Origin of the sequence: Paenibacillus segetis (assembly GCF_014639155.1) — a bacterium.
GTDB classification, from domain to species: domain Bacteria; phylum Bacillota; class Bacilli; order Paenibacillales; family Paenibacillaceae; genus Fontibacillus; species Fontibacillus segetis.
On record NZ_BMFT01000004.1, the window covers coordinates 265,184 to 291,897 of the forward strand.

Below are 26,714 nucleotides of genomic sequence, written 5' to 3' on the forward strand. Positions count from 1 at the left end.
TTCTGTATGTTATCGCCATTTTATCATCGACCCACGAACTCTAACATGAATTATATTATCGTTTTATATTACTATGTTATGTTGCTGGGATTGTTCTTGTACTCATTCGGCGTGACCCCGTGCATTTTTTTGAATAGCTTGGAGAAATAACTGGGGTTGTCATAGCCGACATTATAAGAAATCTCGTAACTCTTCATATCCGTATGTTCAAGCATATATCTCGCTTTTTCCATTCGAATCTCAGTTAATGATACCCACATGCTCTTTCCGGTTTCGCGTTTGTACAAATAACAGAAATAGTTTTTACTCATTGCGACATGCTCGCACACTTCTTCTAGCGATATATTTTCGCTGTAGTGATCCTCTAAATATTGGATACTCTTTTCCACAAGCTTATTTACACTGGAATCTCCGCTTGTATCCAGCGTACTGATGCTATTTATCATTTTCACCATAAAGTTCGTGAGTAGGTCGATGGTTGAAAGCTTGAGTAAATCTTGATAATTCACGTTCATGATCACGTTGGATATCGAAGATATATATTTTTCTTCCAGTAGATACTTCTTAATTTCAGATAAAATGTTGAAACAAAAATCATACACATCATCCAATGAGGAAGGGCCCATATGAATCGTATGCTGCAAGATTTCAACTAACTTTTCACGAGCGGAGACGATCTTGCCGCTTAGAATATATGAGATAATGGTCTTCTCATCCTCAATTAGCTGCAGTTTATCGAATGCTGTAATTTCATAGTTGTATCCATGACCAATAACCCCGCCGTTGTTCGTATATTGACTCAGACGTTTCAGCTTCTCAACCTCTTCATACGCAAGGGGAAGTTCATTCATAGTATGATAGGTACTGCTAAAGCATACGTTACAAGGAATTGCGAACGTTTCCAAAAATGAATGAATCATTTTTTGGGCACAGTTGGGGGCTTGGTCCACATGGATATGAGATATAAGAATAAACCAGCTATCATCTTCGTATTCCAAAATAATGATTTCTCCGTACTCTTGTAACACGTGACTTAAACTTTCTTGGATATAGCTACTCTTTGAATAAAGTAAGTTATTCATATCCATAAAGTCTTTCATGGTTTCATTCTCGATGTTAATACTGAACAATATATATTCATCAAATTGAAATTGGAGTTCACTGGCGATTCCATGAAGAGAGTTCTCCGAAACCGTCTTTTTCATGAATCCTTTAATCATTCTACTTTGGGAAATGTGCTTATTTTGCTGAATCATTTTCTGTGTTTTTTTGTTAGACGCAATTTCATGTACAGCTTCTTTTAAAGCTAAATCTAATTCCAGCTCATCCATAGGCTTTAAAATATAAGTAGATACACCATATTTCATTGCTTGTTTAGCATATTGGAACTCTCCGAACCCACTAAGTAGAATAATTCGTGTCTCTTTGTTTATTTCTCTTACTTGTCTAATGAACTCGATTCCATTCATCCCAGGCATATTAATATCGGTAATAATCAATTCAACCTGATAATTACGAAACTGGTCTAAGGCTTGTTTTCCGCTTTGCGCAGTTGCAATGACTTGAATACCGTACGAGTTCCAATCAATGGTATTCTCCAACATCCGCACCGTTAAAAGTTCATCATCTACAATTAATGCGCTGATCATAGTTGCACCCCTCTTCTTGTTACCTTAGTAAGGTTATTTTGGAATCACAATGGATATCGTTGTGTGTTTACCTTCTTCCGAGTGTATACGGATGCCATAGCTGCCTCCATAGGTAATCCTAATTCGTTCGTGAATATTAGCAAGTCCAATACTGCTTGATTTGCTGCCAACCCGACTGTTCCTCAGTTCATGTTGTAGCTGCTCTTGCTTGTTCGTTGGAATACCGGCTCCATTATCAATGACTGAAATAAGTACATCCTCGTATTCTTCCTGAATCGAAATAACGATATATCCGTGACCCTTCTTTAAAATCCCATGTTGGATTGCGTTTTCTACAATCGGCTGAAGGATCAATTTAGGGACCTTCACGCTCCATAACTCTTCTGGACAAACAACCTCATAATCGAACATGTTAGGATATCGGTACATTTGAATTTTAATAAAATTTTCCGCATGATGAATCTCTCGGTGCAATTCTACCATTTCATATGGTTGGTATATGGAATAGGTCAACATCTTTCCGAGAATCGTTGATATTTCCGATATCGCTTGTGAATCATTACTTAATGCTAAAGCTTTAATATTCTGCAATGTATTATTTAAGAAGTGCGGATTGATTTGATGCTGCAATGCCCGTACTTGGGCATCCTTGGCACTGGCTTGCTCAAGCAGAACCTCTTGATTTAGATCATGGAGCTTCATAATCATTTTGTCTGCTGTGGTTGATAGAATGAGAATTTCCTTGGTACTGTCATCGTATAAATCTACGTCCAAGCTTTCTGCAGGGATCCTTTTGAACTTCTGAGCTAGCTTTGTAATCGGTTTCGTTATACTTTTCGATATGATCATCGATGAGATTAATACGGCAGCGATGGTAGCTAGTACGGAATAGAATGAGAACATCATCAATACATGAATGTGGCGATCCACTTCATCAAGTGATTTCAGGCCGATATTCTTCCAACCTGTGATCCGTGAGGTATCGTATACAACAGAGTAGGGGGATGTATCCGAGTCTGTCTGATCAACAATGAAGCTACCCTTATCACCCTTCAGCTGCTGTTTCAATTGTTGCATTTGCTTGTCATTTAAGCCATTCGAAGTATCCCAGACGATATTATCTTGAGCGTCAACGATGATGATCGCATGAGAAAAGGATAGATCTCCGGAGTAAAACATCTTATCTACATAAAAGTTAAACATTAATGTAGCGTTATAGTTCTTATGTACGTTGCGATAGTCTTTGACAGGAATGAACATGGAGATGGTTTGCCCATCGGTCTTATTGAAATAATAGTCTTGTGCATGTAGGCCTGAGAAATTTACGATAGCATAATCATCCTGAGTTGCCCGGAACCAATCCTGTTCTCTGAAATTATAATCCTGTCTGATAGAGCTCCCAGAATGATATAAAGCCGAACCATCTTTCCCGATGATTATAATGTCTTTAATGTCATAGTTATAACCGATGGCATTCTGCATGGCATATTCAACGGTCCACTTGTTACCTAACTCATATTTGTAATCGACCTCATCGACAGAGTTTCTATATTCAACCGCTTTTAATATATTTTCATTGCTGCCTAATACTTGAATGATCTTCTTAAGGTGGCTGAAGTAAGTGTCCATCGTGGATATGGATTGCCCAACGATTTGCTCCCCGTTACTGACAGCGTTTTCACGAAACGTCTCTTTGAAATATTGGGTGATAGCCAGACTGAAAATACCCAAAATGACGATGAGCATCGTAATAAAATACACATTTATTTTACTTCTTAGTGATCTGGGTCTTCTCATGATCTTGCTCCTATGGACTGTTATATTTAACCCATTGTACTATATAAGGCCTATTTACAGCAGATTGTAATCTATAATCTGTAATTTGTAATCTTAGCCCTCCAATCTAACGCACCTGAAAAAAACAAACCTCTTTCCTTAATATCACACCTCCCCAGGAGAAAAGATTACCCCCATAATAAGGTTAAGCATTTACTAGGGGGGAATAAAATTGGTCAAGATGTCTAAATGGGTGAGTCTCGCATTAGCAACAACATTGGTGCTTAGCTTAGCGGCTTGCGGTAGCAACTCGGGCTCGAAAGATAACAAAGGTAGTGCAAATTCAGGTTCGGCAAATGCAACGGATAAGCCAGCTGAGAAGACTCCAGATAAAAAAATTACAATTACGTTCCAGAACATCTATCCTGACCCAACGGATCCTAAGAATCAAATCATGAAGAAGCTGGTAGACCAATATCACGCAGATCATCCAAACATTACGATTGAGCTTGATTCGCTCAATACGGATCAACAAAAACTGAAGCTGAAAACACAGGCTGCATCTAAAGAAGTTCCGGATATCACTATCGTAAACCCTGCAGCACAAATGAAACCTTTTGTGGATGCTAAATTGTTTGCTCCATTAAATGACATGCTCGACCAAAACGGTCTAGGCGCTACTTTCCAAGAAGGATTGTTAGATTGGTATAGCTTTGATGGCAATACTTATGCCGTTCCAGACGGTAATAACATCGCGGTTGTTTACTACAACAAAGAGCTATTCGAACAAGCAGGCGTAAAGGTACCAACAACCTTTGAAGAAATGCTTGAAGTTGTAAAAACATTGAAATCAAAAGGAATTACTCCGATTGCGATCGGTGAAAAGGATTCATGGACAGGTTCCTTCTTATTTATGAACATGGTGCTTCGTACCAATGGTGGACCTGGATTCCTGCAGGATGTAGTAGATAAGAAGAAAACATTTGAAGACCCTGCGTTCACAGAAGCAGTTGATGCATTCGAAAGTTTAGTTGCAGCTGGAGCCTTCCAAGAGGGAGCAACTTCCTTTGACTATAATGCCGGAGAGAACTTATTTAAAACAGGAAAATCCGCTATGTATTTCATGGGTACTTGGGCAACTGGCGGTATCGAAACTTCTTCAGTTAATGGAAAAGTGGGCGTGTTTAAGTTCCCGACGATTAACGGTAAAGGTGATCCAAACGAATTTATGTTAGCACCAGGTAGTGCGTTCGCAATTTCAGCGGATAGCGAGCATTTACAAGAAACAAAGGATTTCTTGAACTACTTCATGCTGAACTTCCCGAAAGAAACTTTTGAAGCTAAAGGTGCGGTGGGAATCGGTCAAGTCGTAGATGGAGATTTTAAAGCGGCTGGTTATTCTGATATGGCTATGGAAGTACTAGGTCTGTTCAAAGAAGTAAAAGGTGGCGACTTGGCATTTGATAACACGATGAATCCAGGTACAGCGCAAGTACACTTAAACAGCATTCAGAACCTGTTCGTGCAGAAGAAGGATGCTAGCGAAGTAGCGAAAGAGCATCAAACGGCATACGAAGACAATAACAAATAGATTCAGCAACCTGATGTGAAGGGGACACTTGTTGTTCCCTTCATCTCTATCATGAAGGACAGAAGGAGGAGATGAGGCGTGAACGTTCTTAAGGTCTCCCGTTTTACGATTGTTGCGTTTATACTGCCTTGTACACTGATTTATTTTGGAATTGTCTTCGTGCCCATCCTCGTATCATTATATAGCGGTTTATTAGATTGGAATGGAATTGGTCAATCGTCCTTTATAGGATTTGAAAATTTTAGAAATCTATTTTTCCATGATCCTGTATTTTGGCCTGCAGTACGGAGAACACTGATGTTTGCCGTGTTTTCGATGGCAGAAATTCCGATTGCCTTAATGGTAGCTATCTTCCTGCGGAGATATATTCGCAAACCAAATTTTTTGGTGTCCAGCTATTTCATGCCGGTTATTCTATCTGTTGTTATCATCGGTCAGTTGTGGAAAACCATTTACAACCCGGCAGCGATGGGTGGGATGTTAAATCAAATGTTAGAGACAGTTGGACTAGAGTCCTGGACGAGATCTTGGTTAACCGAACCCGCAGTAGCAATGTTCGCCTTATATTTCGTCGCATTGTGGCAGTACTTGGGTTATCATACGCTCATCCAGTTTACAGGAATTTCAAATATTCCATCTGAAATATATGAGGCAGCTCGAATTGATGGAGCTGATGGCTTCAAGGCAGATCGTTACATTACTTTCCCCATGATTATTCCGATTTTTAAAATTTCCATTGTGCTGGCGTTTATCGGGTCGCTTCAAGCGTTCGATATGGTTATGGTCATGACGGGCGGAGGACCTGCTCACGCTACGGATGTGATCTCCACACATATGTATAATATGTCGTTCTTATCCATGAAGTATGGATATGGTAGTTCGATAGCTGCATTCCTGGTGATCCTATGTTTAATCGCCACAGTGATCATTAACTTTATCTTTAGTTCATTAGAGAAACGATTCTCATAAAGGAGGGAAATCGATATGGGTACATCCAGTGTAGTGGGTGTAAGAAATCGGAAAGTCATACCCGAACGCCAACAGAAACATAAACGATTTTCCCTTGCTAAAGGAATCGTTATTCTAATCTTGTCTGTACTCGTAGTAACTCAGCTCTACCCATTGATCTGGCTCGTGCTCTACTCTTTCAAAACGAATGAGGAGATATTGTCGGGAAGCTTCTTCTCGCTTCCGCATTCCCCGCAATGGATCAACTTCACCTCCGCGCTTGCTGGTGGTAGATATTTCCGTTACTTATGGAATAGCTTCTTCGTTACTTCGGTGACGATGATCTGCGTTATTATTTTCAGCTCCTTGACAGCTTTTGCCATCAGTCGTTTCCGTTGGCGCTATGGGCAAGTGTTACTGCTGATGTTTCTGGTCGGTATGATGATCCCGATGCAAGCGACATTATTGCCATTAATGATTATTTTTAAGAACATACACATTCTGAATACGCATTTATCACTTATCCTGCCTTATATCGCCTTCCAAACTCCCATTGCTGTCTTTATCCTTCATGGTTTCATGAAGACGATCCCGGGAGAGATTGAAGAGTCAGCGATTATGGACGGTGCGAATGTATTCCGAGTCTATTGGAACATTATATTACCGGTTTCTGTACCACCTGTCGTGACCGTTTGTATTCTAACTTTTATTAACATATGGAACGAATATATCTTGGCGGCCACATTTATTTCTGCAGAAAAACTGAAGACATTGCCGTTTGGTGTGAACAGCTTTGTCAGCCAATATTCAGTAAACTATGGTGCTATTGGGGCTTTTCTAGTATTAGGTGCACTTCCTGTGATCTTGGTCTATTTCTTATTAGCAGACAAAATCACGGAGGGAATGGTAGCTGGAGCTGTAAAAGGATAATATTTCCCGAAGCGGTTATTGTGATAATATGGAATTAAATCGAGTGTAGGAGGATAACCAATTGACTCGAATGTTCCGTTCTATCCGTGGCCGTCTTTTTCTACTTTTCTTGACTTGTATGACTGTCATCCTTATCCTCGTAAGTTTTATGTATTATACACGTGCACTCAGTATTATTCATTCGAAAATCAGTGATATTGCCGAGAAGAATATTTCACAAACAGCAGGGCTCTTTGACCTGTTGCTTGAGGGTTATAATAGTGTCACGAAATCACTGAATGGGAATTATGAATTAACACGTCTACTTCAAGAAAATTCCAGTAATCCATCCGTTTCGGTTATTAATGAAAGGTGGATTACGAATATTATTGGTGCGGCGTATTATTCCCGCAAGGAGATTGTTGGGATTCACATTATTACGAATTCCGGTAAAGTGTATAGCTACGAGAAACAATTTGCGGGTGTCATCGACATCAATTATGCGCAAACGGAATGGTACAACAAACTGAAAGCGTCATCAGGAAATATGGTTTGGCTAGGGATGTATTCCAGTTCGCCTATTAATACATTGCAACAAGATCGGGTTTTTGTATTTGGTAGGCAACTCTACGATCTAACCGATTATAAGTCCATTGGAATCATTGTTATCGAAACAGACCCGACTCCGATCTCAGATGCTTTGTCCAATGTCAGCATAAGCCCGGGGACGAATGTGTTTATTATGGGAGCGGAAGGTCAAGTGATTGCTAGCAATGGAGGGCAAGAAGATAAGGAGCCCGTACTAACCAATCTTCCCAGACCTACGAATGAGCAGGCAATTATCGTAGATGATAAATCTGACCAATTGATCGTTGCAGCCAAGACTGCGCTTGCAGATTGGACGATTTACGGACTGACACCTAAGGGTGATTTTAGCGCTGAGATTAATCAAACAAGAATGTACTTATTTATGGTGCTTCTTGTGCTGATAGCTCTATCTACAGCAGTAGCTTCTCTAGTGTCTAAGACGATTGCTTCTCCTTTGAAGCTATTGATCCGTGAAATGAAGAAAGTTGAAATGGGGAATTTTAAAGGATCGGTGAACGTAAATTCATTTGATGAGATCAATAGTTTAGTCTCTTCCTTTAATCGAATGGTTCTACGGATGGATGAACTCATTGAGCGGATTAAGATATCTTCGGTCAGCGAGAAGAATGCCCAGCTACAAGCACTTCAATCCCAAGTGAATCCGCATTTTTTATATAATACTCTGGATATGATCTATTGGATGTTGGATGAGAAGGGCAATGAGAGACTGAGCCGAGTAGTACTCTCCTTGTCCCAAATGTTTCGGTATAGTAGTAATTGGGAAGAAGCTTCGCAAACCACGCTCCGACAAGAATTGGAGCAGATTCGCCACTATTTGAACATTATTGAGAGCCGTCTAGAGGATCGAGTTCAAACTGAAATTCATGTGGATGAGATGTGGCTCGATGTTATTTTACCGAAAGTGACCATTCAACCGATTATCGAAAACGCAGTGAAATATGGGTTAGAACCGCTGGGTATTCCATGTAAATTACAGGTATCCGCTGAACAACATGATCATGAACTCCATATTCAAATAGTTGATAACGGTATGGGTATGGAGGAAGAAACGTTGCGGCAAGTTAAAGCCTCACTACAAACGAACTCGGATTTTATATTGGAATCAACTCATCGATCAAGAAGGGGAATCGGACTGCGTAATGTTCACGCTCGGATTCATATGATGTTTGGGGGAGCCTATGGTGTTCGGATTGAAAGTGAGAAGGGAGTAGGAACAACAGTTATTGTTGTATTACCAATTCCGTTACAAGGAGGGACATGGAGATGAATATCCTCATCGTGGATGATGAATCGGTCATCAGGGAAGGTATTAAACGAACCATTCATAATGCTTATCCACAGTACGGTATTTATCTGGCTGCTAATCCAGATGAGGCTGTACAATTGTTGCGAAGTCGTCCTATCGATATCGTATTGACGGATATTCTTATGCCAGGTATGACGGGTCTAGAATTGATGCAATTGTCTAAAGCTAGTTACCCCCATATCAAATGGGTTATTATTTCCGCCTATTCTGAATTTGCTTATGCCAAAGAAGCGGTGCGGCTAGGAGCAATGGACTATTTGCTCAAACCAATTGGTAAGGAAATGCTGCTGGAGATGATCGCCAAACTAGAGCACAAAATTGGCTCTGAAGTAGAGATCGAACAGGGCTCGAAATTGCTGAAGACGAATTTGAAATTTCTGCGTGAAGCCGTGTTCCAACGCTGGGCTTCTGGTATGGATATCGGGGGCATGGATATAGATTCAATTATCGCGAATCATCCACGGTTTCAACTAATTATGGTGAAGATGGAAAGTGACAAGATCGTTCATTTAGAGCATTTTATTATAGATAATGTACTTACTGAATTAATGTCCAAGTATGGCAAAGGATTTGTTACAAGCTTTGATACGAAAAGTGTGTTAGGTCTTATAACGATGAGTGAAGAAGCTTGCATCAAGGACATGTTGGAACAATTCCGCATTCATTTGAAAAAATATTTAAGAGTACCTTTTCAAATTTTGCACTCAGAGCAATTGATTGACTTTAAGGCGATACCCAAAGAAGTACAACGGATGCATCAAGATTCGATTTCTCAAGAATTTGAGTATTATGCAACTGGTGGGAACCAAGTTATTGAAGTAGCGCAACAATATATTAAAAACTATTATAATACCGACTTAACGCTCGAGAAGGTTGCTTCAATTGTATATTTGAACCCCGTGTATTTTAGCCAAGTGTTCAAACAAAAGACGGGGTATGGCTTCAAAGAGTACGTTATTCATTTGCGAATGGAGCAAGCAAAGCAACTATTGCTTAATCCGCAGCTCAAGTTGGTGGATATATCGGAACGGATAGGCTATCAGGACGTGAAGCATTTTACCCAGGTATTTCGTAAAAGATTCAATGTTACACCGACGGAATATCGGCTAGGGCAGCGAGCTGAAGTGAGAACGGTGTGACAATGATCGTCGCCATCGTAGCCCTTTGAGCGCTGGTAGTATTCATAAACGAGTGAGAAACAGAAGGAACCCATCCTTCTGTTTCTTGCGGTTTGGGCTGAAACGACATATATTACGAGGTTGCAGAAGGTGTTGTTTCCACTATAGGCGTGGAAGTTGAGGGAGTGGCGAACCAGGATTCATCCACATCATTGGCGTTAGGGAGACTCCGTGTCACGGGGTCAAACACCCAGAATATTCCCACCCCTAGCACCGCAATACCGCAGCCTGCGATAACGGATGAGCTTGCAGCAATAACGCCTAGACTGCCGCCAATCAGACTGCCAAGCGGCATGGCAATTCCACTTAATCCAGATGCTGCGGCAAACACGGTTCCCAAACTTTTTTCCGGTACGCCTTTTTGGATTGCAGTGTTGATGATTACATTGGTAGCACCACCAGGAAACCAAGCCAGTCCATAGATCAAGACCACGAGCCAGGTCCAAGGGGTCAATACACTGATACACCAGGCGACTCCGGATAAGCAGAAGGCAGCGGCAAAAATAGCTCCGAGTCGGATTCGCTCCAGTTTCATGTAGGGAGCAAGTACCGCACCAAGTAGACTCCCACAAGCTTGAGCCATTAGCAGAATTCCATATATACCAGCACCGCCAAGGCTGTTAGCGAAGGCAGGCATGACGGTAAAGGTGGCTCCACCAGCCGCATTAATTACGATAACGCCGAATTGGATTCGTGCTAGCGGAGTGGCAAGGATCAGCCGAAGTCCCTCTTTCATCTCAGATATATAATTTTTCATAGGAATCCGCGAGGAGTTGGGTTTAGAGCTCTTTTGTTCTTGCGGTGAATGACCATGATCAGATGAAGAAGGGGAGGATGCTTTGATTCGAAGTTGCGTAAATAGAAGCGCTCCAATGAAGAATCCTAATGAATTCCATAGATACAGTGAAACTGCTCCCAGTAAAATAATTAACGCTCCCGATACTGCGTTACACGCAACGTCGATGCCTTGATAGGCAATTGAAAATAAGGAATTACCTTGGGTCAGCTGCTTCTTGTCGAGGATCTTTGGTAGAGCAGACATTTGTGCGGGGTAGAACCACATATTAATTGTCGTTAGTATCGGTGTAATGAGGAGTACTATTCCAACCGTCAGAAAGTTGAAATAAAATGCCACAGGTACAATAAGCAACAATAGAGCCTGTAACAGCTGACTATAGACTAGCAGACCACGCAATGGTAAGCGGTCAATCATAGGACCGGAGAACAATTGAATGATTCTAGGTAAGATGGACAAAAAACCAGCAAGTCCTGTATACAATGTCGAACCACCCAGATCATACACCAGCCACATTGCCGCAACGGCGTATAAACTATCGCCGATATTTGTCAGAATACGGCCGATAAACAGTATCGTGAAATTGCGATTTCTAAAAATCTCCACAGGGTGAACACTCCCATCCTAAGTCGCTTAATTAATAAACCCGTTTGTAAGTCAGATGAGCGACCTATTCCGACGGTTCTGACGAAATCAAATTAAATCCAATAGCATATTCTTGGCTATTCTTCGCCTTGGACGCTATAGAAGTCGTAAGCCATTTTTCCATTAGAGCCTTCACGTCAGCCGTCATTTCCTCTCGCTGCTCCGGTGATAGCTGCATTCTCAAGCTGATCCGTGTACTTGAAGCTGCATTATAATCATCAGCCAGTACGGGATCAATTAGTTGCTTGCCATGCGTGTTAAACCACTTCGCTTTGGATTTGTAATATTTCTCCACAATGCCGCCTACCGTTCGGGTCTCTACGATATCTATTAATTTTCCTTCGTATAATTTCTGGATATGATAGTGAACACTACCCGGGGATTCTCCCAATTCATCCGCTACTTGTTTGGCAGTTTTTGCTGTGTTAATCAAAGTTCCGATTATCTTGATTCGTTGTGCACTACCCAACAATTTGGCCTGTTCTACTGAAATCTCAATAGCCTGATTTTGATCCTTATCCATTTACAAACACTCCATTCTGTAAAATAATTATTCCATTTAAATTATTCATTCTGCTTTATTTAGTCATTCTAATTTTTTAGATTGATGTAACACGATCATAAAAGATCTTGAAACTTTTGTAAATAGCCAATTTATTTTAGTTAGAATTTATTTTCTGTGTAATCATCAAATAATAGTAAGATTGTATTACTAATAGAGAGGAGAATATTAGAATAACAATGACTCCGCGATTATAATATGTTGTATATATGAATAGAAATGAGGCGGCAACATGTCTGTAGAAGCGGTATGGCGGGGAAATGTTAACCAAGCAATTTGTGCGTTTACATTTGATGACGGTCCTTCTCAGCTTCCACTTGAATGGTGGTTAGATGTTCTAGAACAGGAAGAAGCCGTAGGTACCTTTTTCTTTACCGGGGAGTGGATGGATAAGTACCCGGAGAAGGCGAGAGAAATATTGTCTCGGGGTCATGTGCTTGCTCCTCATACGTATCATCATCGACGGATGGCCGAAGTGCCGAAGTCTGTATTTTTAGATCAGCTCAAACAAACCGAACTGGCTTATCAGGATGCGACCGGTCTTCCTTGTCCTAATTTTATGCGTTTTCCTTATTGTTCGTTCCGGGAGGAAAATCTGGATTGGCTTGCTGAGACAGGTGTGTATGATATCGAAGGTATTGATTCTGGCGATTGGGCGGGTGTACCTGCGAAGGATATCGTAGCCAAAATCGAGCCTAAACTGGAGAACGGAACGATAGTGGTTATGCACAGTAATGATATTTCAGTAGGTACTCCGGATGCCTTAAGAGAACTAATTCAGATCGCTAAGCAAAAAGGGCTACGATGTGTAGGAATTCCCGAAATACTAGAATCTGTAGGGATAGAAGCCGGTGCCAGACCGTGGAAAATCACAGTTGAGGTTCCAGCCGAACTGGACCATCCATTGGAAGATTGGATTGCATTGGAGAACAGAGATCAGCTCGTAAATCTCGCAGCTCAGACCACAAAATGGAACATTGCTGAATATATGCTACATTTCAATTCCGAGAGTGAGTGGCTTGAACATCTGGAGAATCCTCTTCATGAGTTTGGTGTTACAGAGAATCGTGAGCTGTTTGCAATTCGAGAATTTAATGAATCCTATTGGGGATATGTGCGTACCGGCTTCAGAGAAAATACGTTAGTTTTGTTAGATTATGCATCTAAAGAGGCGCAAGCGGATACATTGGTTTATATTCTTCGTTGGGCTGCAGAGACTGCCAGCAAACTTGGATTAACCCAAATCGAAGCAAGACAGGATATTCGCAAGCTGAACGAGATGTGTAGACAATTAGGTTGGCCAGCGGAGATTACGGAAGATTAAACTTCATTCAACAAACCCCCGACCACTTGCGGTTGGGGGTTTTATTCATAATAGTTATGGATTATCCAATGCTGCAAGTAAATCAGTAAGAACTACCTTTTCGTCCGAACTAAGCTCCCCGCTTGATTTCCACGTTGAAATATCTTCTTTTACCTGTGCGACATCCAGATAACCTAGATTGTAAGCTATGAAAGAAATAACGGATTGTTGTTGTGCTTGATCTTCCATTGTTGCAAGTGTTTCGACGACCGTATTTCGGTCTTTTTGATAAAGCTCACCTACAATTGCCGAATAAGATTCGGAACTGGCCCCATCTAAACCTTTTGTGGCTAAGAATAGATTGGAGTAGTATTCAGGTGTAATAAGGGTAATGTTGTTATAGAGAAATTCTATTGTGTCTAGTGATTTCCCGTCACTGCTCTTATTATAGGCATGCCAATCGATGTTGGGGATGTTCTGGAGAAGATTTAGGACACTGTCCTTCCCCGCATCAAGAGGATATACAACGTTATCAGTCACGTTAGTTGAAGGATTCAGCAATACTGTTTCCTTACTGTCCGTACATCCTGTAATGACGGCTAGCGTTACACATATACAGGTACAGGCTATAGTAAAGCGTTTTGAGATCATAGTAGGTTCATCTCCTTCAATGTATCAAACGATGTTTTCCATAAAATGTTACGGTCTGAGAAAAAATATTGTGAAGGAGTAGTATTGTCAACTCGTAAGAGGGGGATGGTGTCGGAAGCTTTCACGTATATGGAAGAAAAGTGACGGGGACAATATAGGGATCGAGCATCTATGGGGGGGAGTCACATGCGTAAAATTTGGTGGAAAGAAGCCATCGCTTATGAAATATATCCGAGGAGTTTTATGGATTCGAATGGTGATGGGATCGGGGATTTACAAGGGATCATCTCCAAGCTTGATTATTTACAGGAGCTCGGAATTGATGTTATCTGGGTATGTCCAATTTATAAATCTCCAAATGATGATAATGGTTATGATATTAGTGATTATCAGGACATAATGGATGACTTCGGGACGATGGAGGATTTTGACTCTCTATTGCGTGAAGTACATAAACGGGATATGAGGATTATCTTGGACCTTGTGCTTAATCATACATCGGATGAACATCCCTGGTTTGTTGAATCTCGTTCTTCACGGGATAACCCAAAACGGGACTATTACATTTGGCGTGATGCAAAAAACGGAGCCGAACCGAATAACTGGGAGTCTATGTTTAATGGTTCTGCCTGGGAATATGATGAAGTAACTGAACAATATTATTTGCATCTGTACTCAAGGAAACAGCCGGATTTGAACATGGAAAATCCAATCGTAAGGCAGGAATTAGTCCAAATGATCCGTTGGTGGCTGGATAAAGGAATTGATGGATTCAGGGTTGACGCGATATCGCATATTAAGAAACTGCCGGGACTTCCGGATATGCCGAATCCGTGTAATCTTCGTTACGTGGATGCTACGGAAGGACATCGAAATATCAGAGGTATTGGTGAATTTATTCAACAATTCAAGCATGAAGGCTTTGCTAGTTATGATATTATGACCGTTGGCGAAGCGAGTGGCATCCCTATTTCGCAAGTTGACTTGTGGATCGGCGAGAAGAACGGTGCGTTTAATATGATTTTTCAATTCGAGCACGTCAACATTGATTTCGGGCCCGAGGGACGCTGGGATTGCGCTCCCTGGAATTTGGCGGCTTTAAAGGAGATTATGAATAAGTGGCAAACAGGGCTTGAAGGTATAGGATGGAATGCATTATACCTCGAAAATCATGACCAGCCACGTTCTGTATCACGATTCGGTGATCCTGTGCATTATCATAAAGAATCATCCAAAATGCTGGCAACCTTTTATATGCTAATGCAGGGAACCCCGTTTATTTACCAGGGACAGGAAATTGGGATGACCAATGTAGAGTTCAATGAGCTAAGTGACTACCGAGATGTAGAAATTTATAATTTTTACCGTGAGCGTCTGATGGACCAAAAAGATATTGAGGATACGATGCGTAGGATCCGTTACCGGGCGCGTGATAATGCGAGAACGCCGATGCAATGGGATGATACGGTGCATAGTGGATTTTCAACTGTAGTCCCTTGGATTCGCATCAATCCTAACTATCATGAGATTAATGTTGCTAAGCAGATCTCGGATCCAGACTCTATTCTACATTATTATAAAATGCTGATCGCTTTGCGTAAGGGGAATGAAGCGCTCATTTATGGAAAATATGAAAGTTGGCTTATGGATCATCGAGAAATCTTCGCGTACACTCGAACATTCGAAGGTCAGGTTTTCCTAGTCTTGCTGAATTTCTCTGGGAATACTCCAGAATTTATAATACCGCAGGAATTAAGCAAATATAGTAGACAAGTCGTGCTCACGAATGTTGAACATACAAGCCAGAACAAGGATACATTTGAAATGAAACCTTATGAAGCTGTTGTTTATCAGTTGAATTAAGGTAAAAATCGAACAAAGCAAATAGCAGGATGACTGATCACCCTGCTATTTGTGTATGTATTTCTTTGTGAAAACTATGAGGTAGCAATGGCAAACTAGTTCTGCTTCCCTTCGATAGCACAGAGTAATACGCTTGCGGCCAGTCCTAAGCGGCGATCAAGTACTTGCCCAGGGTCGGAGGAGAAGTCGACATTTATCTTGGTGACAAATGGGTTGAAGTTTTGCTTGAACGTACTGACCGTGGTCCCGTTCATTAATACATTGTATGTCTGAGGGATCAGATTACTTAAGAAACGGCGTAACATCGCAAAAAGGGTACTATCTTCCTTGATTCGGCCAATTTCAACCTCACCCGCATTCAGTATGATCCATTCATCCTTTAGTATAGATTTCATTCCTTTTCTGCGCAGGCTACCCACATGTTCTCCGGTTAACGCATCTTTGACGTCGTACGTAGCGGAGAAATCAATGATATTACGGGCTGAAATCGTAAGTAATTCTTGACTCATACTTTCATCGCTGTAAAGCCGAATATCCTCTTTTAGTTTAAAAGCTTTCAATTGCGAGAACATCACCAGTTCCTCATTGGCGTTATAAATGTGGAACTTGGCACCGACGACGGCGAGCACCTTGCGTCTTACTAAATACTGAGTATAACTAAATTTATCATGCACTTTATTGGTCAGCCTCCCATAGATAATATCAACTATTATCTTAAGGTAAGAATTCCAAGCTGTATAGACATTTAGTAAACAAAAAACAGTAATCGTTCGTGAAGAGAGGGCGATTACTGTTATGGGTGTACATTGGAGCAAATAATCCAGTTTTTCATCAAAAAAGTCGAAGCCTTTCGGCTAAGACTACTTGGTCTCATATTTATGAAGGGCTTTTAGAAAATTCCCTTCAATCAATTTGCTAAGCTTCTCAATGATTTGTTGGGGTTGTTCCTTCATGCCGTCTCTCATCCATTGAATGACGAGCCCGGTGAAGGCAAGTGTATAGAAATTCGCAATAAACTGTTTGTCCTCGTTGCGGACATTTATTCCACCGGACAGCTCGTTAATAACTCCCATAATGAGGTCATTCGTAACGGAATATAGATAGTTGTCCAGATGATTTCGACCAAGGGAATCCAGTGTATTATTGCAAAAGGCTTTGTTGCTCTCTATATAACAGAATATTTTATAAAAACCGTCGGTCCAGGTATCATAACTGCGATATTGAGCGATACTTTCAACCGCTTCTGTCTTGTATATCCAGCCCAGTAGATCGAAAATATCTTGAAAGTGATAATAGAAGGTTTGTCTGTTCAATCCACAATCGTCCACAAGGTGCTGTACGGAAATTTTATTAAGCGGAGTATGCTCCATCAAAGATTTCAGTGAATGGGCCAGAGCATTTTTTGTTAGGATAGAATTGGACATGGTTATATCACCTCATTCATAGTTCACTTGCCAGAATGCCGCATTATACTGATTCGAGTTCCTCGGCACTTTGAAGTACGTGCTTCAACAACTCAGGGATATCTTCCATCTGTTCCTCTGTAATTTGGCGTTTGAATTGTAGCTCGATACAGTTATTATAAACTTCGCTTTCTTCACCATAAATGAAGCTTAAGGCTTGAAGAGGGCGTAAATCAGATCCCCAGATCGCATGCAGAATACTCTTGATAGCTTGGCATTGAATAGCTACGTTCTCTACTTGCGTGTAAAAGCGAAGCTGTAAATTGCAGCCAGGATTTTGATTCGGGACCTCTAATATTTCGTCATTTAGATCCTTTGTCGAGGCCGATAACACAATTTCCGCCGTTACTTTCTGTCCCCCGATGAGTTTGAACGAAAGCGTGAATTCCCGGGACATAAGCGCCATATTCACAAGGTCGGAGCGATCTGTAACGACGAGAATTCCGTCCAAATTATCATAGTCATAGATCTGGTTCTCTATAGCGACCTTAATATTGTCGAAGACAGTAGGGTGAAACAATTCTGGTACCTCCTCCGTTTTTTCTTTATTGTAACATGACGGGAAAAGGAGTAGTCTTTTCTTAATAATGTAGCATTATGCAGTTAGTTAGGGGGAAATACATTGTTTATCTTAAACGATGGTGAAGCTTTACTAATGAGCATCCTAGCTTATTATCATAAAAGTGGGATAGAACAAGTCATTGGTGACTTGAAGGTTACAAACCAACGCACCATATTCGAGTCAAAACAACATTATATATTACAAGGGCATATTGAATTTTTAAATAAGGATATTCAAACAGTTGAACCATTTAACTCTTTTATATTGGTGCCGAATGGAGTAAAGATCACCTTAAAGTCAGAACAAGAGTACAAGTTTAAGCTGACGGATAGAGAAAGACTAATACATATATTATTGAAACAAAAGGAGAGTTCAACAACATGAGTGACAAGATCACGCTATTTGAAGCTTTTAAACAAACTACCTATCCTTTACCAGGTCATGGCCCAAGAAACATTCAAGTATTGAAAGAGGCACTAGAACATGCCGATGGCAACATGGATAGTGATATGTATGGAAAAGGGAAGGTCATTGAGGATTTCCAAGAGCAGATGGCAAAGCTACTAGGGAAGGACTCGGCTGTGTTTTTTCCAAGTGGAACGATGGCCCAGCAAATTGCCTTAAGAATATGGTGTGATCAGAAGGGGCTAAAGAAAGTAGCTTACCATCCCTTATGCCATTTAGAGATTCATGAGGAAGATGGCCTGAAAGAGCTACATCATATTGAGCCTATTTTGCTTGCTGATAGTAACCGATTGATTACCTTGGAAGATATACAGAACATGCAGGAGGACATTGCTTGCTTACTGCTTGAGTTACCTCAACGTGAGATCGGTGGGCAATTACCGGCGTATAGTGAACTAGAAGCAATCTCCGCTTACTGTCGCGACAAAGGGATTAAACTGCATTTAGATGGAGCAAGACTGTTTGAGATTCTCCCCTTTTATCAAAAATCGGCTGCTGAGGTCTGTGCGTTGTTTGATAGTGTGTACATTTCTTTCTACAAAGGGCTTGGCGGGATTACAGGTGCTATCCTTGCGGGTGATGTTGATTTTACGGCTGAGTCCAAGGTATGGAAGAGACGGCATGGTGGCGATCTTATTAGCCTGTACCCTTATATTATTAGTTCTGATTATTATTTCAGAGGGCGAGTGGATAAAATGGGGCAGTATTATGAGGCTGCAAAGGAACTTGCTGGCATGATGAATGAGTGCCACAGGGTGGCGACGCTACCTATAGAACCTGTCTCTAATATGTTCCACTTACATTTTGAGGTGCCTAAGGAGAAGTTGGAACCGATCCTAATCGCTATTTATGAGGCTACGGGCCTCGGAATAACGGGTTATTTAAAAGAAATCAACGAGACAAGCTGTTCTTGTGAAATCAGTATCGGAGATCGTTACGCTAACATTCCCAAAGAAACGCTGCAGAGTGCTTTTCAAATGCTAGACGAGAAAATGAGAGCGATGATCTAGTATCAACCGCAGTAGCTAAGTGAGGATGAATTCTTTAAAAACAGTGAGAGCGTCTATTTATAGGCAATCTCACTGTTTTTTTGGTTTCAATATAAACATAAATCATAATCAACATGACAATTTTGGAACAGTCCAATTTATGAATTGATGGTAAATTTAGATTACCGATCGGGAGGAGGAACCATATGAACTATATGGAGTGTTTTCAAAAAAGTATTGATTTCATTGAAGAACAGCTTACCGAAAAAATAACTGTGGAAACTTTAGCTGGAATTGCGGGCTTTTCCTCTGATCATTTCTATAGGTTATTTCATGTGTATGTCGGAATGCCCGTAATGGAGTATGTGCGAATACGGAGACTGGCTCACGCGGTTGTTGAATTATCTACCGACAAAAAGATTATCGATATTGCCATGGAATATGGATTCGAGACTCATTCCGGTTTTTGTAAAGCATTTCGGAAGGTTTATGGGTGTTCCCCTGAAAATTATCGTAAATATGTGAGTACAAAAGTGCCTGGGAAAGTTAATCTTGCCCTTTATGAAAAGTTGAAACTATATGGAGGAATTATTCTGGAGCCTAAATTTATAACCAAACCAGCATTTAAAATTGTTGGGTATGCACTTGAAACTACATTTGAAGAAAGCCGAAGCAAGCGGGATATCCCCGCATTCTGGAATCACTTTGATGCTGATGGACTAGAGCAACAATTATATGATCAGCTCAAACCTGAAGAACATGGGGAGTATTGTGTATGTTTTCCTCCGAATATGGAGACGGGTGCATTTACGTATGTGATCGGCGTTAAAGTAGAGAATTTCGATAACGCTAAGGAAGAGATGTTTAAGGGAAGCATACCCGAGGCCACTTATGCTGTATTTACCTCGCCCCCTGCTGATTATGTTGATCATGGCTTCGCCAAAGCAGTCGAGGGTACTACAAAGTATATTTTTGAAGAATGGTTTCCTGATTCGGGATATGAGCTTGCGCCGGGTAAAGTGGATTATGAGTTCTATGATGAACGTTGCCATGCTCAGACTGGAGCGGTGATGGAGATTCACATTCCGGTAGTGAAAAGTGAATAACGCATGGTCATTAAATTGCAGGTCATTGATACATATGTGCGTTAACTCTAGAAGCAGTTTTCAGAGAGCAGTCTCTTTGAAAACTGTTTTTTTGTTGTGTAGGTTAGCAAGCTCACTTAAAGTTAGCCTTCATGAGTTGGGTAGGACCAAGTACGTGTAGACGTATCAGTTGAATCGCCATGTATTTGGGTGTATAGGGCATGTTATTTTCCAGCCAATACATAATGAGGCCAAGGTGGGCTGATGTTGCATAACGAACTACGAGTTCTCTTGGCACCAACGCTTGATTGTCATGGGGCTGAGCAATTATGGATCTATGATATAAAGATTTCCGAATGGCTTCTTCCATGCGCATTGCAAATCCAGTCAACCCGTGTGCGCCTAGCATCACCTTATAGAACTTTGCGTAGTCAGCAATATGCTCAAATTGGCGAACAAAGGAGTCAGGGGGAGTATCCACATCCTTAACAAAGTCATCAATTTCAAAGCCGGGTGGCAGTTGGAATACAGTTGCAAATTCATTGATTTTCTCATCTACGATTTTATCTAGTAAATCATATTTATCCTGATAGTGAAGATAGAACGTCGCGCGATTGATTTCTGCACGGGAGGTAATATCTCGCACGGTGATATGATCAAACCCTTTCTCCTCTATTAGTGAAAGCAATGCATCGCTGATCAGATGAAGTGTTCGCTTAATACGTGGATCAAGTTTAATAGACATGGTTATCCTCCTGTGTTTATTTTTTATAATTTTTACAACTCTATACCATTATCCGTTGATAATACGACACTTTCTGAAATACTGTTGGTTGCGATTAGGCTGGTTAAATCATATTATAAACGACACAGTGTTGCAAATACATCTTTGTGTCAATTTATTGCGGTCATCGCCACAATTATCAATAAAGGAAAGGATGTGTATAGGAATGTCAAATGAGAATGAAGGATCGAGGACAGGGTTGATTACAATCGGATTATTAATGGGGTTGTTTCTGTCTTCCCTAGATCAGACTATTATTTCAACTGCCATGCCGACGGTAATTAAAGAATTGGGAGGGTTATCCGTATATAGCTGGGTGTTTACGATCTATATGTTAGCTTCGACAACAACCATGCCGATCTACGGTAAGCTTGCGGATTTATTTGGGCGAAAAAGGATGTATTTGATCGGGATATTTCTATTTCTCGCTGGCTCCACTTTATGTGGGCTTGCTGGGGATATGACGGAGTTAATTATTTTCAGAGGTATACAAGGTCTGGGAGCTGGGGCTTTAATGCCAATTTCTATGACGATCGTCGCGGATATTTATCCCCCAGACAAACGGGGGAAATTTATGGGGCTGTTTGGGACCGTATTCGCTATTTCAAGTCTTCTTGGTCCGGCGCTTGGAGGGGTGATCGTAGAACATTGGAACTGGGGCTGGATCTTTTACATGAATCTTGTCATTGGCATTCCTGCTTTGATCATAATAGCTATAGCGATGGAGGAAAGCAAAAGCAAGGAGAGACGGTCGATCGATTGGTTTGGTGCACTTACTTTGAGTGGGGCTATCATAGCTATATTGCTTGCCTTGGTGTTAGGTGGTAGTGGGCAGGGAGAAGGAATGAGTTATGCTTGGGGATCAACGGAGATTATTGGTTTGTTCAGTATAGGGGCTATGCTGCTTGCTCTGTTTCTCTGGATTGAGATGAAAGTGAAGGAGCCGATACTCCCGCTTCATCTCTTCAAGATTCGGGTTATTGGGTTTGGGAATATAGTGGGATTCTTTATGAGTGCAGGTTTATTTGGTGCGATAGTGTATATTCCATTATTCGTGCAGGGTGTGATCGGAGTGAATTCATCCATCTCGGGCTATATTTTAACCCCACTTATGTTATCAGTCATGATCACGTCGACTCTGGCTGGACGGTGGATGAGTAAAGTTTCCTATCGAACGATTCTGATCCCAAGTATGGTGTTGATGAGTGTGGGGATTGCTCTACTGAGTCAAATTACAGTGGATACGACTAAATTAGAGATGATTATATATATGGTTATTGCCGGGTTAGGCATGGGTGCAATTTATCCTACAATTGGTACTGCTGCACAAAGTGCAGTCGATATAAATATGCGTGGAGTCGCCACCTCATCTTCTCAATTTTTTCGTTCCATTGGAGGCACGATTGGAGTCAGCGTGTTTGGTAGCCTCATGTCACAGCAAATGGCATCAGGGATAAATAAACTCAGTACGAAGTCGGTTTCCTTTCCTGCAGACCAATTAGAGAATTTCACCAATCCACAGATTCTTTTAGACTCTGCAGCACGTGCGTCATTACCCCAAGAGGTACTCTTGGAACTACGAAATGTATTTAGTAATGCTATAGATCATTTATTCCTAGGGGCGGTAATTTTTGTCCTCATTGGTCTTATAGCAAGTTTCTTTATGGGAGATGCTAGGTTAGTAGGAAAGAATAATATCACTGAAAATAAAAGTTAAGATTCATTAAGAACTAACTTAGAAATCAAAGCATTGTTAGACTTTCCACAGTAAGGCTTAGATAGATTTGAGTAAAAAAGGGGGTTGCCATCCAATGATGGTAGCCCCCTTTACTTGATTTTAAAGATCTAAACTCTTTTTCCCCCTCTTATGAGATCAATAAGCCACAATAGAAGGGGGAACATGAGCCCCATCATTATCGCATGGATAGTCCAGATAGGGGTGAACTCTTGGAAATAAGCTGCGTTTGGGAAAGCGACAATGGCTAGGGTAATCATGATAAGGGCCAAGGGGAACGTTAGGAATCGGTATTCCTTCATATTCAATGTATGAGCGATACCTACAGCGGATATATAAAATAAAAGGGCTAACCGTACAAAGATTGTGATAAACCACATGAACGCCATGATAACCTCAATCCGTTGTAAAAAATTCCCCATGCTGATCGTTTTGGCTAAGGCAAAGCTAGGGTAGGCATAGCTTACCGTCTTTGTGCCCAACACTAAAATGGTGAGCGTCGTAATGACGACCAATATCACTCCCCCGATGAAGATGCCTGTAAATAAGGCTTTTCCGTTCTTATCCGTGCGTGAAACAAATGGAAATATCATGATTAGAACAATGGGTTCTAGAAAGGGATAGGCGATAAATATGAGAGAAGCCCTCAGCACGGGCTTTATTCCATTATCAAGCATGGGTTGTACAAATTTAAAACTAACATGTGGAAAAACCAATACAATAAACAGAATAAAGAGAAGGATAACAAATGGAAAAAACAGTTCTGCTGCACGAGCTAAGGGTTCGAGCCCAAGTCTAGTGGCCATGATCACTACACTCATGATGATGATAAGAATTGCTTGGATCGGGGTATCCATCATAATTTGAGTTGTCATGAAGTCCCCGATGTTACGAAGCGTAAGTATAGCAATGAGTACAGGAAACGTAAAAATAAACAAAAGTGAAATTACCTTTCCTATCCACTTGCCGAGAAGTCTCTCCGTATACCAAGTAAAGATAGCTTGGGAGAAGCGTTTGCCAAGATAGATGTACAAAGGCAAAATGATTAACCCTACGGCCATCCCTAGCACTGCCGCCATCCAAGTATCTTGTTTCGCCACGATTTGTAACATGGCTGGAATGTTCAGAATGGCGCTGCCGACCATATATAATGCTACCACTATGGAAAACTGGCGTGAGCTTATGTTTACCTTGCCCAACAAATTTACGGTTCCATTATCTTTGGTCATTGCTATATCTCCCTACGCCAGAATTATCATTGTAACCAAGCATCGATCAGATTAGAAATAGGTTTGTACACTGCGATCATGAAGTCCATGGGATTGGGAATATGAATACGTAATGCTTGAGCAATACCTAACGTAGTGCCGAGAAATAGCAGAATGGAAAATACCCAAAGTTCCTTTCGTAGCTTCTTCCTCACAAGAGTTGGCACATCCAATGCGATAATTATTGCAACAACGGCAAGAATTCCTACAGTAGTGAGCATGATATCTCCTCCCTATCCCTCAAGTTTGAGCAGGTACTTTATTTAACTTGCGACAAAAATATACGGCGATTAATAACAAAGGGAAGAGTAAGCCATAAGTAAGATCAAAATATATCCAATATTTTGATAGCAGCCTATTGTAATAGGCGATGTTTGGGGTGATGACTGGAGAAAGCGCGATAAGAAGCACAGCTGAAGGGAAGGCCAACATCCGGTGTTCTTTTAATTTGCACAATTGTGCCAATCCTAGAATGAAACTATAGAAATATATAGATATCTTAAAAAACATGGTAAGCAACCACAACAGAGCTATGGTGGATTCGACTCTATCGAGAAAGTGATCGATAGTCACCCTTCTTGCTAAAGAATAGCTGGGATATATACTTCGGGCAGTCTGTTCGGCACCTAGTACAAGAATGGAAGCAAACGTAAGAAGAGTTAAGATGATTCCCCCTATTAGAGCACCTTGTAGCAAGCTCTGCTTAATCTTTGATGGAGTGTTCACATAGGGGAATACCATCAAGAAAACTACGAGCTCTACAAAAGGGAAAGCTAAACAAGAAATGGACCCATGTAATATGGGTTTTATTCCGTCCTCTAGGATGGGTTGTATTCGCTCAAATTCATATTCAGGTGCAAGGAAGAAGAACAGTATAAAAAACAGGATGAAAATCAACGGTGTGAAAATTTCGGCTGTACGTCCAATGACCTCAAGCCCCAATTGCGCTGCCATGATAATAATACATATAAAGATGATTTGAATTGCCTGGGTAGGGGTCTGCTGCATCATCTCTATAGTCATAAAATCCCCTATCTCCCGTACATGTGCTGTAGCGGATAGAAAGAAGTACACGAGGAACAGGAGGGAAACGAGGGTCCCAAACCATTTACCTAAAATCTGTTGAATCGATTGAATCAAGGTCAAATGGGGATTCAGTTTCCATACCTTGTAGAATAAGTAGACGGTAGACAAACCTGTTACCATTCCGATTAAAATGGATATCCATGCATCTTGCTTCGCATCGAAAGTTGCTATAGAAGGTAATACCAGAATAGAGTCTCCCAGGGTAACGAGCATCACCAATATAGTGAGCTGACGAACACTTATCTTACCGCCCTCGAGCATAGCTTCATTTCACCCCAGATCATTAATTCATTTGTTCCAGGAAGGAGTTGGATACCTTACCTAGAGTTCGAATGGAGTACTTAACCTTCACATTGATCGGAATTTTCACAAAGGTTTGATCCCAATTCTTCTTTAACTTTTTCCAGGCTTTTGGGTTGGAACGATGAATGACTTCACCAAATCCGAAAATATCGACCTTGTATTCGTCCTGCACTTTTTTTACCGTTGTTTCTATTAAATTTTCTAGTTTACGATTCGTCCATTTTTCTACCTCCGCAATATTTTCCGCTTTAGTCAGATCGAGATGACATTGTACCTCGCCTATATTCGCTTCCGAATTCACTTCAATATCGATTCGAGGTTGTTCATCAATTACGCTTCCTTTTACCTTCGTATTTGAGCGAATAACCTTTAATGATATTCTTCCTCCATCGGGACAATCCACATGGCCAACCGTACCTTTAATTTGATTGTCGATATAGTTATAGGCTTTGCCCTCGTCGTCATTTAACCAACCGATGAGCTTATCTTTTTTAAAGACGGCTAATCCTGAGTACTCCAATTCAGTAGGAGACTTGACGCTTTCTATATTTCTCAGGATTTGCCCCTTTTCTGGGTCTCCAAGAATTTTAAGTCCTGTTAATATAGGGTGCTTTCCGTCACTCACTAGATCAAACACAAGTTGATCTATTTTAACTGTTGCTGTAGGTGCCCAAAGTTTCTCTGATGTCTCTAAACTGGAGAACAATCTAACGGCAGGTAACTTTTCAATGTTGGTCAAGACTTTTAACGTATCACTAGCCTTTGCGTCTTTGGCTACAACAATATAGAAGTCATTCCGTGTCTCAGGATCCCTAGACAAGAAATCCAGAGCTTCTCCGATTCCTTCTCTAGCCAATGATTCACCTAGAACCAGGATCCGTAGATGGGAAGTATATATTTTACGGGGACTAATCGTAGTCATTTCCCTAAGTGCCTCTAATACGCTGTAGCCTGAAGCTTCGTATAAGGTCACGGGTGAGCTTGCGCCCCCCTTTTTTCCGGCAACTTCACTTGGCTCTACAATTTGTGCTGAAACCCGGTATTTATCACCTGATTTATCGATGCCTAGACCAACGGCAATAGCCAGATCGTTCAATTCTTTGCGGTTCCAACAGCCGGACAGAAATACAGCCAAGATCATGAAAATACAAAGTAACAGTCCCTTCCGTTTCATAAGAGAACCTCCTG

Annotated in this window: 24 protein-coding genes; 11 read left to right on the forward strand and 13 right to left on the reverse strand. The window is 41.0% G+C overall.

Annotated features, from left to right (window positions below; translation table 11 throughout):
• Positions 1–71: 71 nt before the first annotated feature.
• On the reverse strand, positions 72–1,649 hold the full coding sequence (locus tag IEW05_RS22100; RefSeq protein ID WP_188542026.1) for a response regulator: 1,578 nt from the start codon (positions 1,647–1,649) through the stop codon (positions 72–74).
• 33 nt (positions 1,650–1,682) lie between these two features.
• On the reverse strand, positions 1,683–3,446 hold the full coding sequence (locus IEW05_RS22105; RefSeq protein WP_188542027.1) for a sensor histidine kinase: 1,764 nt from the start codon (positions 3,444–3,446) through the stop codon (positions 1,683–1,685).
• Between the two features lie 220 nt (positions 3,447–3,666).
• Here IEW05_RS22105 and IEW05_RS22110 point away from each other — a divergent pair, with 220 nt between their 5' ends.
• The 5 genes from IEW05_RS22110 to IEW05_RS22130 all read left to right on the forward strand — a co-directional run bounded on the left by IEW05_RS22110 (position 3,667) and on the right by IEW05_RS22130 (position 9,927).
• Complete coding sequence (locus IEW05_RS22110) at positions 3,667–5,016, forward strand: extracellular solute-binding protein (RefSeq protein ID WP_188542100.1); 1,350 nt, start codon at positions 3,667–3,669, stop codon at positions 5,014–5,016.
• Between the two features lie 78 nt (positions 5,017–5,094).
• Entirely contained in the window at positions 5,095–5,985 is an 891-nt protein-coding gene (locus IEW05_RS22115; protein WP_188542028.1) for a carbohydrate ABC transporter permease, read from the forward strand.
• Between the two features lie 15 nt (positions 5,986–6,000).
• Positions 6,001–6,894: a carbohydrate ABC transporter permease gene (locus IEW05_RS22120; protein WP_188542029.1), complete on the forward strand. Its 894-nt coding sequence runs from the start codon at positions 6,001–6,003 to the stop codon at positions 6,892–6,894.
• Between the two features lie 70 nt (positions 6,895–6,964).
• A complete protein-coding gene (locus tag IEW05_RS22125) occupies positions 6,965–8,749 on the forward strand; it encodes a sensor histidine kinase (RefSeq protein ID WP_229753673.1) in 1,785 nt (594 codons plus the stop codon).
• Positions 8,746–9,927, forward strand: coding sequence for a response regulator transcription factor (locus tag IEW05_RS22130; RefSeq protein WP_188542031.1), 1,182 nt, complete (start codon positions 8,746–8,748; stop codon positions 9,925–9,927). Before IEW05_RS22125 ends, IEW05_RS22130 begins: the two co-directional genes overlap by 4 nt.
• 112 nt (positions 9,928–10,039) lie before the next feature.
• Here the strand turns inward: IEW05_RS22130 and IEW05_RS22135 are convergent, their stop codons facing one another.
• Together IEW05_RS22135 and IEW05_RS22140 are read right to left on the reverse strand one after the other, a co-directional pair.
• Positions 10,040–11,368 (reverse strand): MFS transporter, encoded by a 1,329-nt coding sequence (locus IEW05_RS22135; RefSeq protein WP_188542032.1) that lies wholly within the window; start codon positions 11,366–11,368, stop codon positions 10,040–10,042.
• Positions 11,369–11,432: 64 nt separating this feature from the next.
• Positions 11,433–11,930 carry an ArsR/SmtB family transcription factor gene (locus IEW05_RS22140; protein ID WP_188542033.1) on the reverse strand — a complete coding sequence of 166 codons (498 nt, stop codon included), beginning with the start codon at positions 11,928–11,930 and terminating at the stop codon, positions 11,433–11,435.
• 271 nt (positions 11,931–12,201) lie between these two features.
• On the opposite strand from IEW05_RS22140, the gene IEW05_RS22145 reads away from it, so the two are divergent.
• A complete protein-coding gene (locus tag IEW05_RS22145; protein ID WP_188542034.1) occupies positions 12,202–13,293 on the forward strand; it encodes a polysaccharide deacetylase family protein in 1,092 nt (363 codons plus the stop codon).
• A gap of 54 nt (positions 13,294–13,347) precedes the next feature.
• Here IEW05_RS22145 and IEW05_RS22150 read toward each other — a convergent pair whose 3' ends face one another.
• Positions 13,348–13,923 carry a hypothetical protein gene (locus tag IEW05_RS22150; RefSeq protein WP_188542035.1) on the reverse strand — a complete coding sequence of 192 codons (576 nt, stop codon included), beginning with the start codon at positions 13,921–13,923 and terminating at the stop codon, positions 13,348–13,350.
• A gap of 186 nt (positions 13,924–14,109) precedes the next feature.
• On the opposite strand from IEW05_RS22150, the gene IEW05_RS22155 reads away from it, so the two are divergent.
• Positions 14,110–15,786 (forward strand): glycoside hydrolase family 13 protein, encoded by a 1,677-nt coding sequence (locus IEW05_RS22155; RefSeq protein WP_188542036.1) that lies wholly within the window; start codon positions 14,110–14,112, stop codon positions 15,784–15,786.
• A 95-nt stretch (positions 15,787–15,881) separates the two neighbouring features.
• On the opposite strand, the gene IEW05_RS22160 is transcribed toward IEW05_RS22155, so the two are convergent.
• The 3 genes from IEW05_RS22160 to IEW05_RS22170 all read right to left on the reverse strand — a co-directional run bounded on the left by IEW05_RS22160 (position 15,882) and on the right by IEW05_RS22170 (position 17,769).
• Positions 15,882–16,460 carry an LURP-one-related family protein gene (locus IEW05_RS22160; protein WP_188542037.1) on the reverse strand — a complete coding sequence of 193 codons (579 nt, stop codon included), beginning with the start codon at positions 16,458–16,460 and terminating at the stop codon, positions 15,882–15,884.
• Positions 16,461–16,646: 186 nt separating this feature from the next.
• Entirely contained in the window at positions 16,647–17,210 is a 564-nt protein-coding gene (dhaS, locus tag IEW05_RS22165; RefSeq protein ID WP_188542038.1) for a dihydroxyacetone kinase transcriptional activator DhaS, read from the reverse strand.
• Between the two features lie 43 nt (positions 17,211–17,253).
• Positions 17,254–17,769 carry a hypothetical protein gene (locus tag IEW05_RS22170; protein WP_188542039.1) on the reverse strand — a complete coding sequence of 172 codons (516 nt, stop codon included), beginning with the start codon at positions 17,767–17,769 and terminating at the stop codon, positions 17,254–17,256.
• Positions 17,770–17,871: 102 nt separating this feature from the next.
• Here IEW05_RS22170 and IEW05_RS22175 point away from each other — a divergent pair, with 102 nt between their 5' ends.
• The 3 genes from IEW05_RS22175 (at position 17,872) to IEW05_RS22185 (ending at position 20,371) form a co-directional block, all read left to right on the forward strand.
• Positions 17,872–18,195: a GRAM domain-containing protein gene (locus tag IEW05_RS22175; RefSeq protein WP_188542040.1), complete on the forward strand. Its 324-nt coding sequence runs from the start codon at positions 17,872–17,874 to the stop codon at positions 18,193–18,195.
• The gene (locus IEW05_RS22180; RefSeq protein ID WP_188542041.1) at positions 18,192–19,286 is read left to right on the forward strand and encodes a threonine aldolase family protein; all 1,095 of its coding nucleotides are present in this window, start codon (positions 18,192–18,194) and stop codon (positions 19,284–19,286) included. The genes IEW05_RS22175 and IEW05_RS22180 overlap by 4 nt, the downstream gene beginning before the upstream one ends.
• Before the next feature lie 185 nt (positions 19,287–19,471).
• Entirely contained in the window at positions 19,472–20,371 is a 900-nt protein-coding gene (locus IEW05_RS22185) for an AraC family transcriptional regulator (RefSeq protein WP_188542042.1), read from the forward strand.
• A gap of 112 nt (positions 20,372–20,483) precedes the next feature.
• Here the strand turns inward: IEW05_RS22185 and IEW05_RS22190 are convergent, their stop codons facing one another.
• Positions 20,484–21,095, reverse strand: coding sequence for a TetR/AcrR family transcriptional regulator (locus IEW05_RS22190; protein ID WP_188542043.1), 612 nt, complete (start codon positions 21,093–21,095; stop codon positions 20,484–20,486).
• Between the two features lie 205 nt (positions 21,096–21,300).
• Between IEW05_RS22190 and IEW05_RS22195 the strand changes: the two genes are divergently transcribed.
• Positions 21,301–22,851 carry an MDR family MFS transporter gene (locus tag IEW05_RS22195; protein ID WP_188542044.1) on the forward strand — a complete coding sequence of 517 codons (1,551 nt, stop codon included), beginning with the start codon at positions 21,301–21,303 and terminating at the stop codon, positions 22,849–22,851.
• Positions 22,852–22,979: 128 nt separating this feature from the next.
• On the opposite strand, the gene IEW05_RS22200 is transcribed toward IEW05_RS22195, so the two are convergent.
• From IEW05_RS22200 to IEW05_RS22215, 4 genes are read right to left on the reverse strand one after another with little or no spacing between them, the layout of a single operon-like run.
• Positions 22,980–24,098: a GerAB/ArcD/ProY family transporter gene (locus IEW05_RS22200; protein WP_188542045.1), complete on the reverse strand. Its 1,119-nt coding sequence runs from the start codon at positions 24,096–24,098 to the stop codon at positions 22,980–22,982.
• Positions 24,099–24,124: 26 nt separating this feature from the next.
• A complete protein-coding gene (locus IEW05_RS22205; RefSeq protein ID WP_188542046.1) occupies positions 24,125–24,358 on the reverse strand; it encodes a hypothetical protein in 234 nt (77 codons plus the stop codon).
• Between the two features lie 19 nt (positions 24,359–24,377).
• Positions 24,378–25,484, reverse strand: coding sequence for a GerAB/ArcD/ProY family transporter (locus IEW05_RS22210; protein WP_188542047.1), 1,107 nt, complete (start codon positions 25,482–25,484; stop codon positions 24,378–24,380).
• A 22-nt stretch (positions 25,485–25,506) separates the two neighbouring features.
• Entirely contained in the window at positions 25,507–26,700 is a 1,194-nt protein-coding gene (locus IEW05_RS22215; protein ID WP_188542048.1) for a Ger(x)C family spore germination protein, read from the reverse strand.
• Positions 26,701–26,714 lie beyond the last annotated feature (14 nt).

Coding starts and splice junctions, on each gene's coding strand:
- IEW05_RS22100 (WP_188542026.1), bottom strand. CDS start 1,649: ATGATCAGCGCATTAATTGTAGATGATGAACTTTTAACGGTGCGGATG.
- IEW05_RS22105 (WP_188542027.1), bottom strand. CDS start 3,446: ATGAGAAGACCCAGATCACTAAGAAGTAAAATAAATGTGTATTTTATT.
- IEW05_RS22110 (WP_188542100.1), top strand. CDS start 3,667: ATGTCTAAATGGGTGAGTCTCGCATTAGCAACAACATTGGTGCTTAGC.
- IEW05_RS22120 (WP_188542029.1), top strand. CDS start 6,001: ATGGGTACATCCAGTGTAGTGGGTGTAAGAAATCGGAAAGTCATACCC.
- IEW05_RS22125 (WP_229753673.1), top strand. CDS start 6,965: ATGTTCCGTTCTATCCGTGGCCGTCTTTTTCTACTTTTCTTGACTTGT.
- IEW05_RS22130 (WP_188542031.1), top strand. CDS start 8,746: ATGAATATCCTCATCGTGGATGATGAATCGGTCATCAGGGAAGGTATT.
- IEW05_RS22140 (WP_188542033.1), bottom strand. CDS start 11,930: ATGGATAAGGATCAAAATCAGGCTATTGAGATTTCAGTAGAACAGGCC.
- IEW05_RS22145 (WP_188542034.1), top strand. CDS start 12,202: ATGTCTGTAGAAGCGGTATGGCGGGGAAATGTTAACCAAGCAATTTGT.
- IEW05_RS22150 (WP_188542035.1), bottom strand. CDS start 13,923: ATGATCTCAAAACGCTTTACTATAGCCTGTACCTGTATATGTGTAACG.
- IEW05_RS22155 (WP_188542036.1), top strand. CDS start 14,110: ATGCGTAAAATTTGGTGGAAAGAAGCCATCGCTTATGAAATATATCCG.
- dhaS (WP_188542038.1), bottom strand. CDS start 17,210: ATGTCCAATTCTATCCTAACAAAAAATGCTCTGGCCCATTCACTGAAA.
- IEW05_RS22180 (WP_188542041.1), top strand. CDS start 18,192: ATGAGTGACAAGATCACGCTATTTGAAGCTTTTAAACAAACTACCTAT.
- IEW05_RS22185 (WP_188542042.1), top strand. CDS start 19,472: ATGAACTATATGGAGTGTTTTCAAAAAAGTATTGATTTCATTGAAGAA.
- IEW05_RS22190 (WP_188542043.1), bottom strand. CDS start 21,095: ATGTCTATTAAACTTGATCCACGTATTAAGCGAACACTTCATCTGATC.
- IEW05_RS22195 (WP_188542044.1), top strand. CDS start 21,301: ATGTCAAATGAGAATGAAGGATCGAGGACAGGGTTGATTACAATCGGA.
- IEW05_RS22200 (WP_188542045.1), bottom strand. CDS start 24,098: ATGACCAAAGATAATGGAACCGTAAATTTGTTGGGCAAGGTAAACATA.
- IEW05_RS22205 (WP_188542046.1), bottom strand. CDS start 24,358: ATGCTCACTACTGTAGGAATTCTTGCCGTTGTTGCAATAATTATCGCA.
- IEW05_RS22210 (WP_188542047.1), bottom strand. CDS start 25,484: ATGCTCGAGGGCGGTAAGATAAGTGTTCGTCAGCTCACTATATTGGTG.
- IEW05_RS22215 (WP_188542048.1), bottom strand. CDS start 26,700: ATGAAACGGAAGGGACTGTTACTTTGTATTTTCATGATCTTGGCTGTA.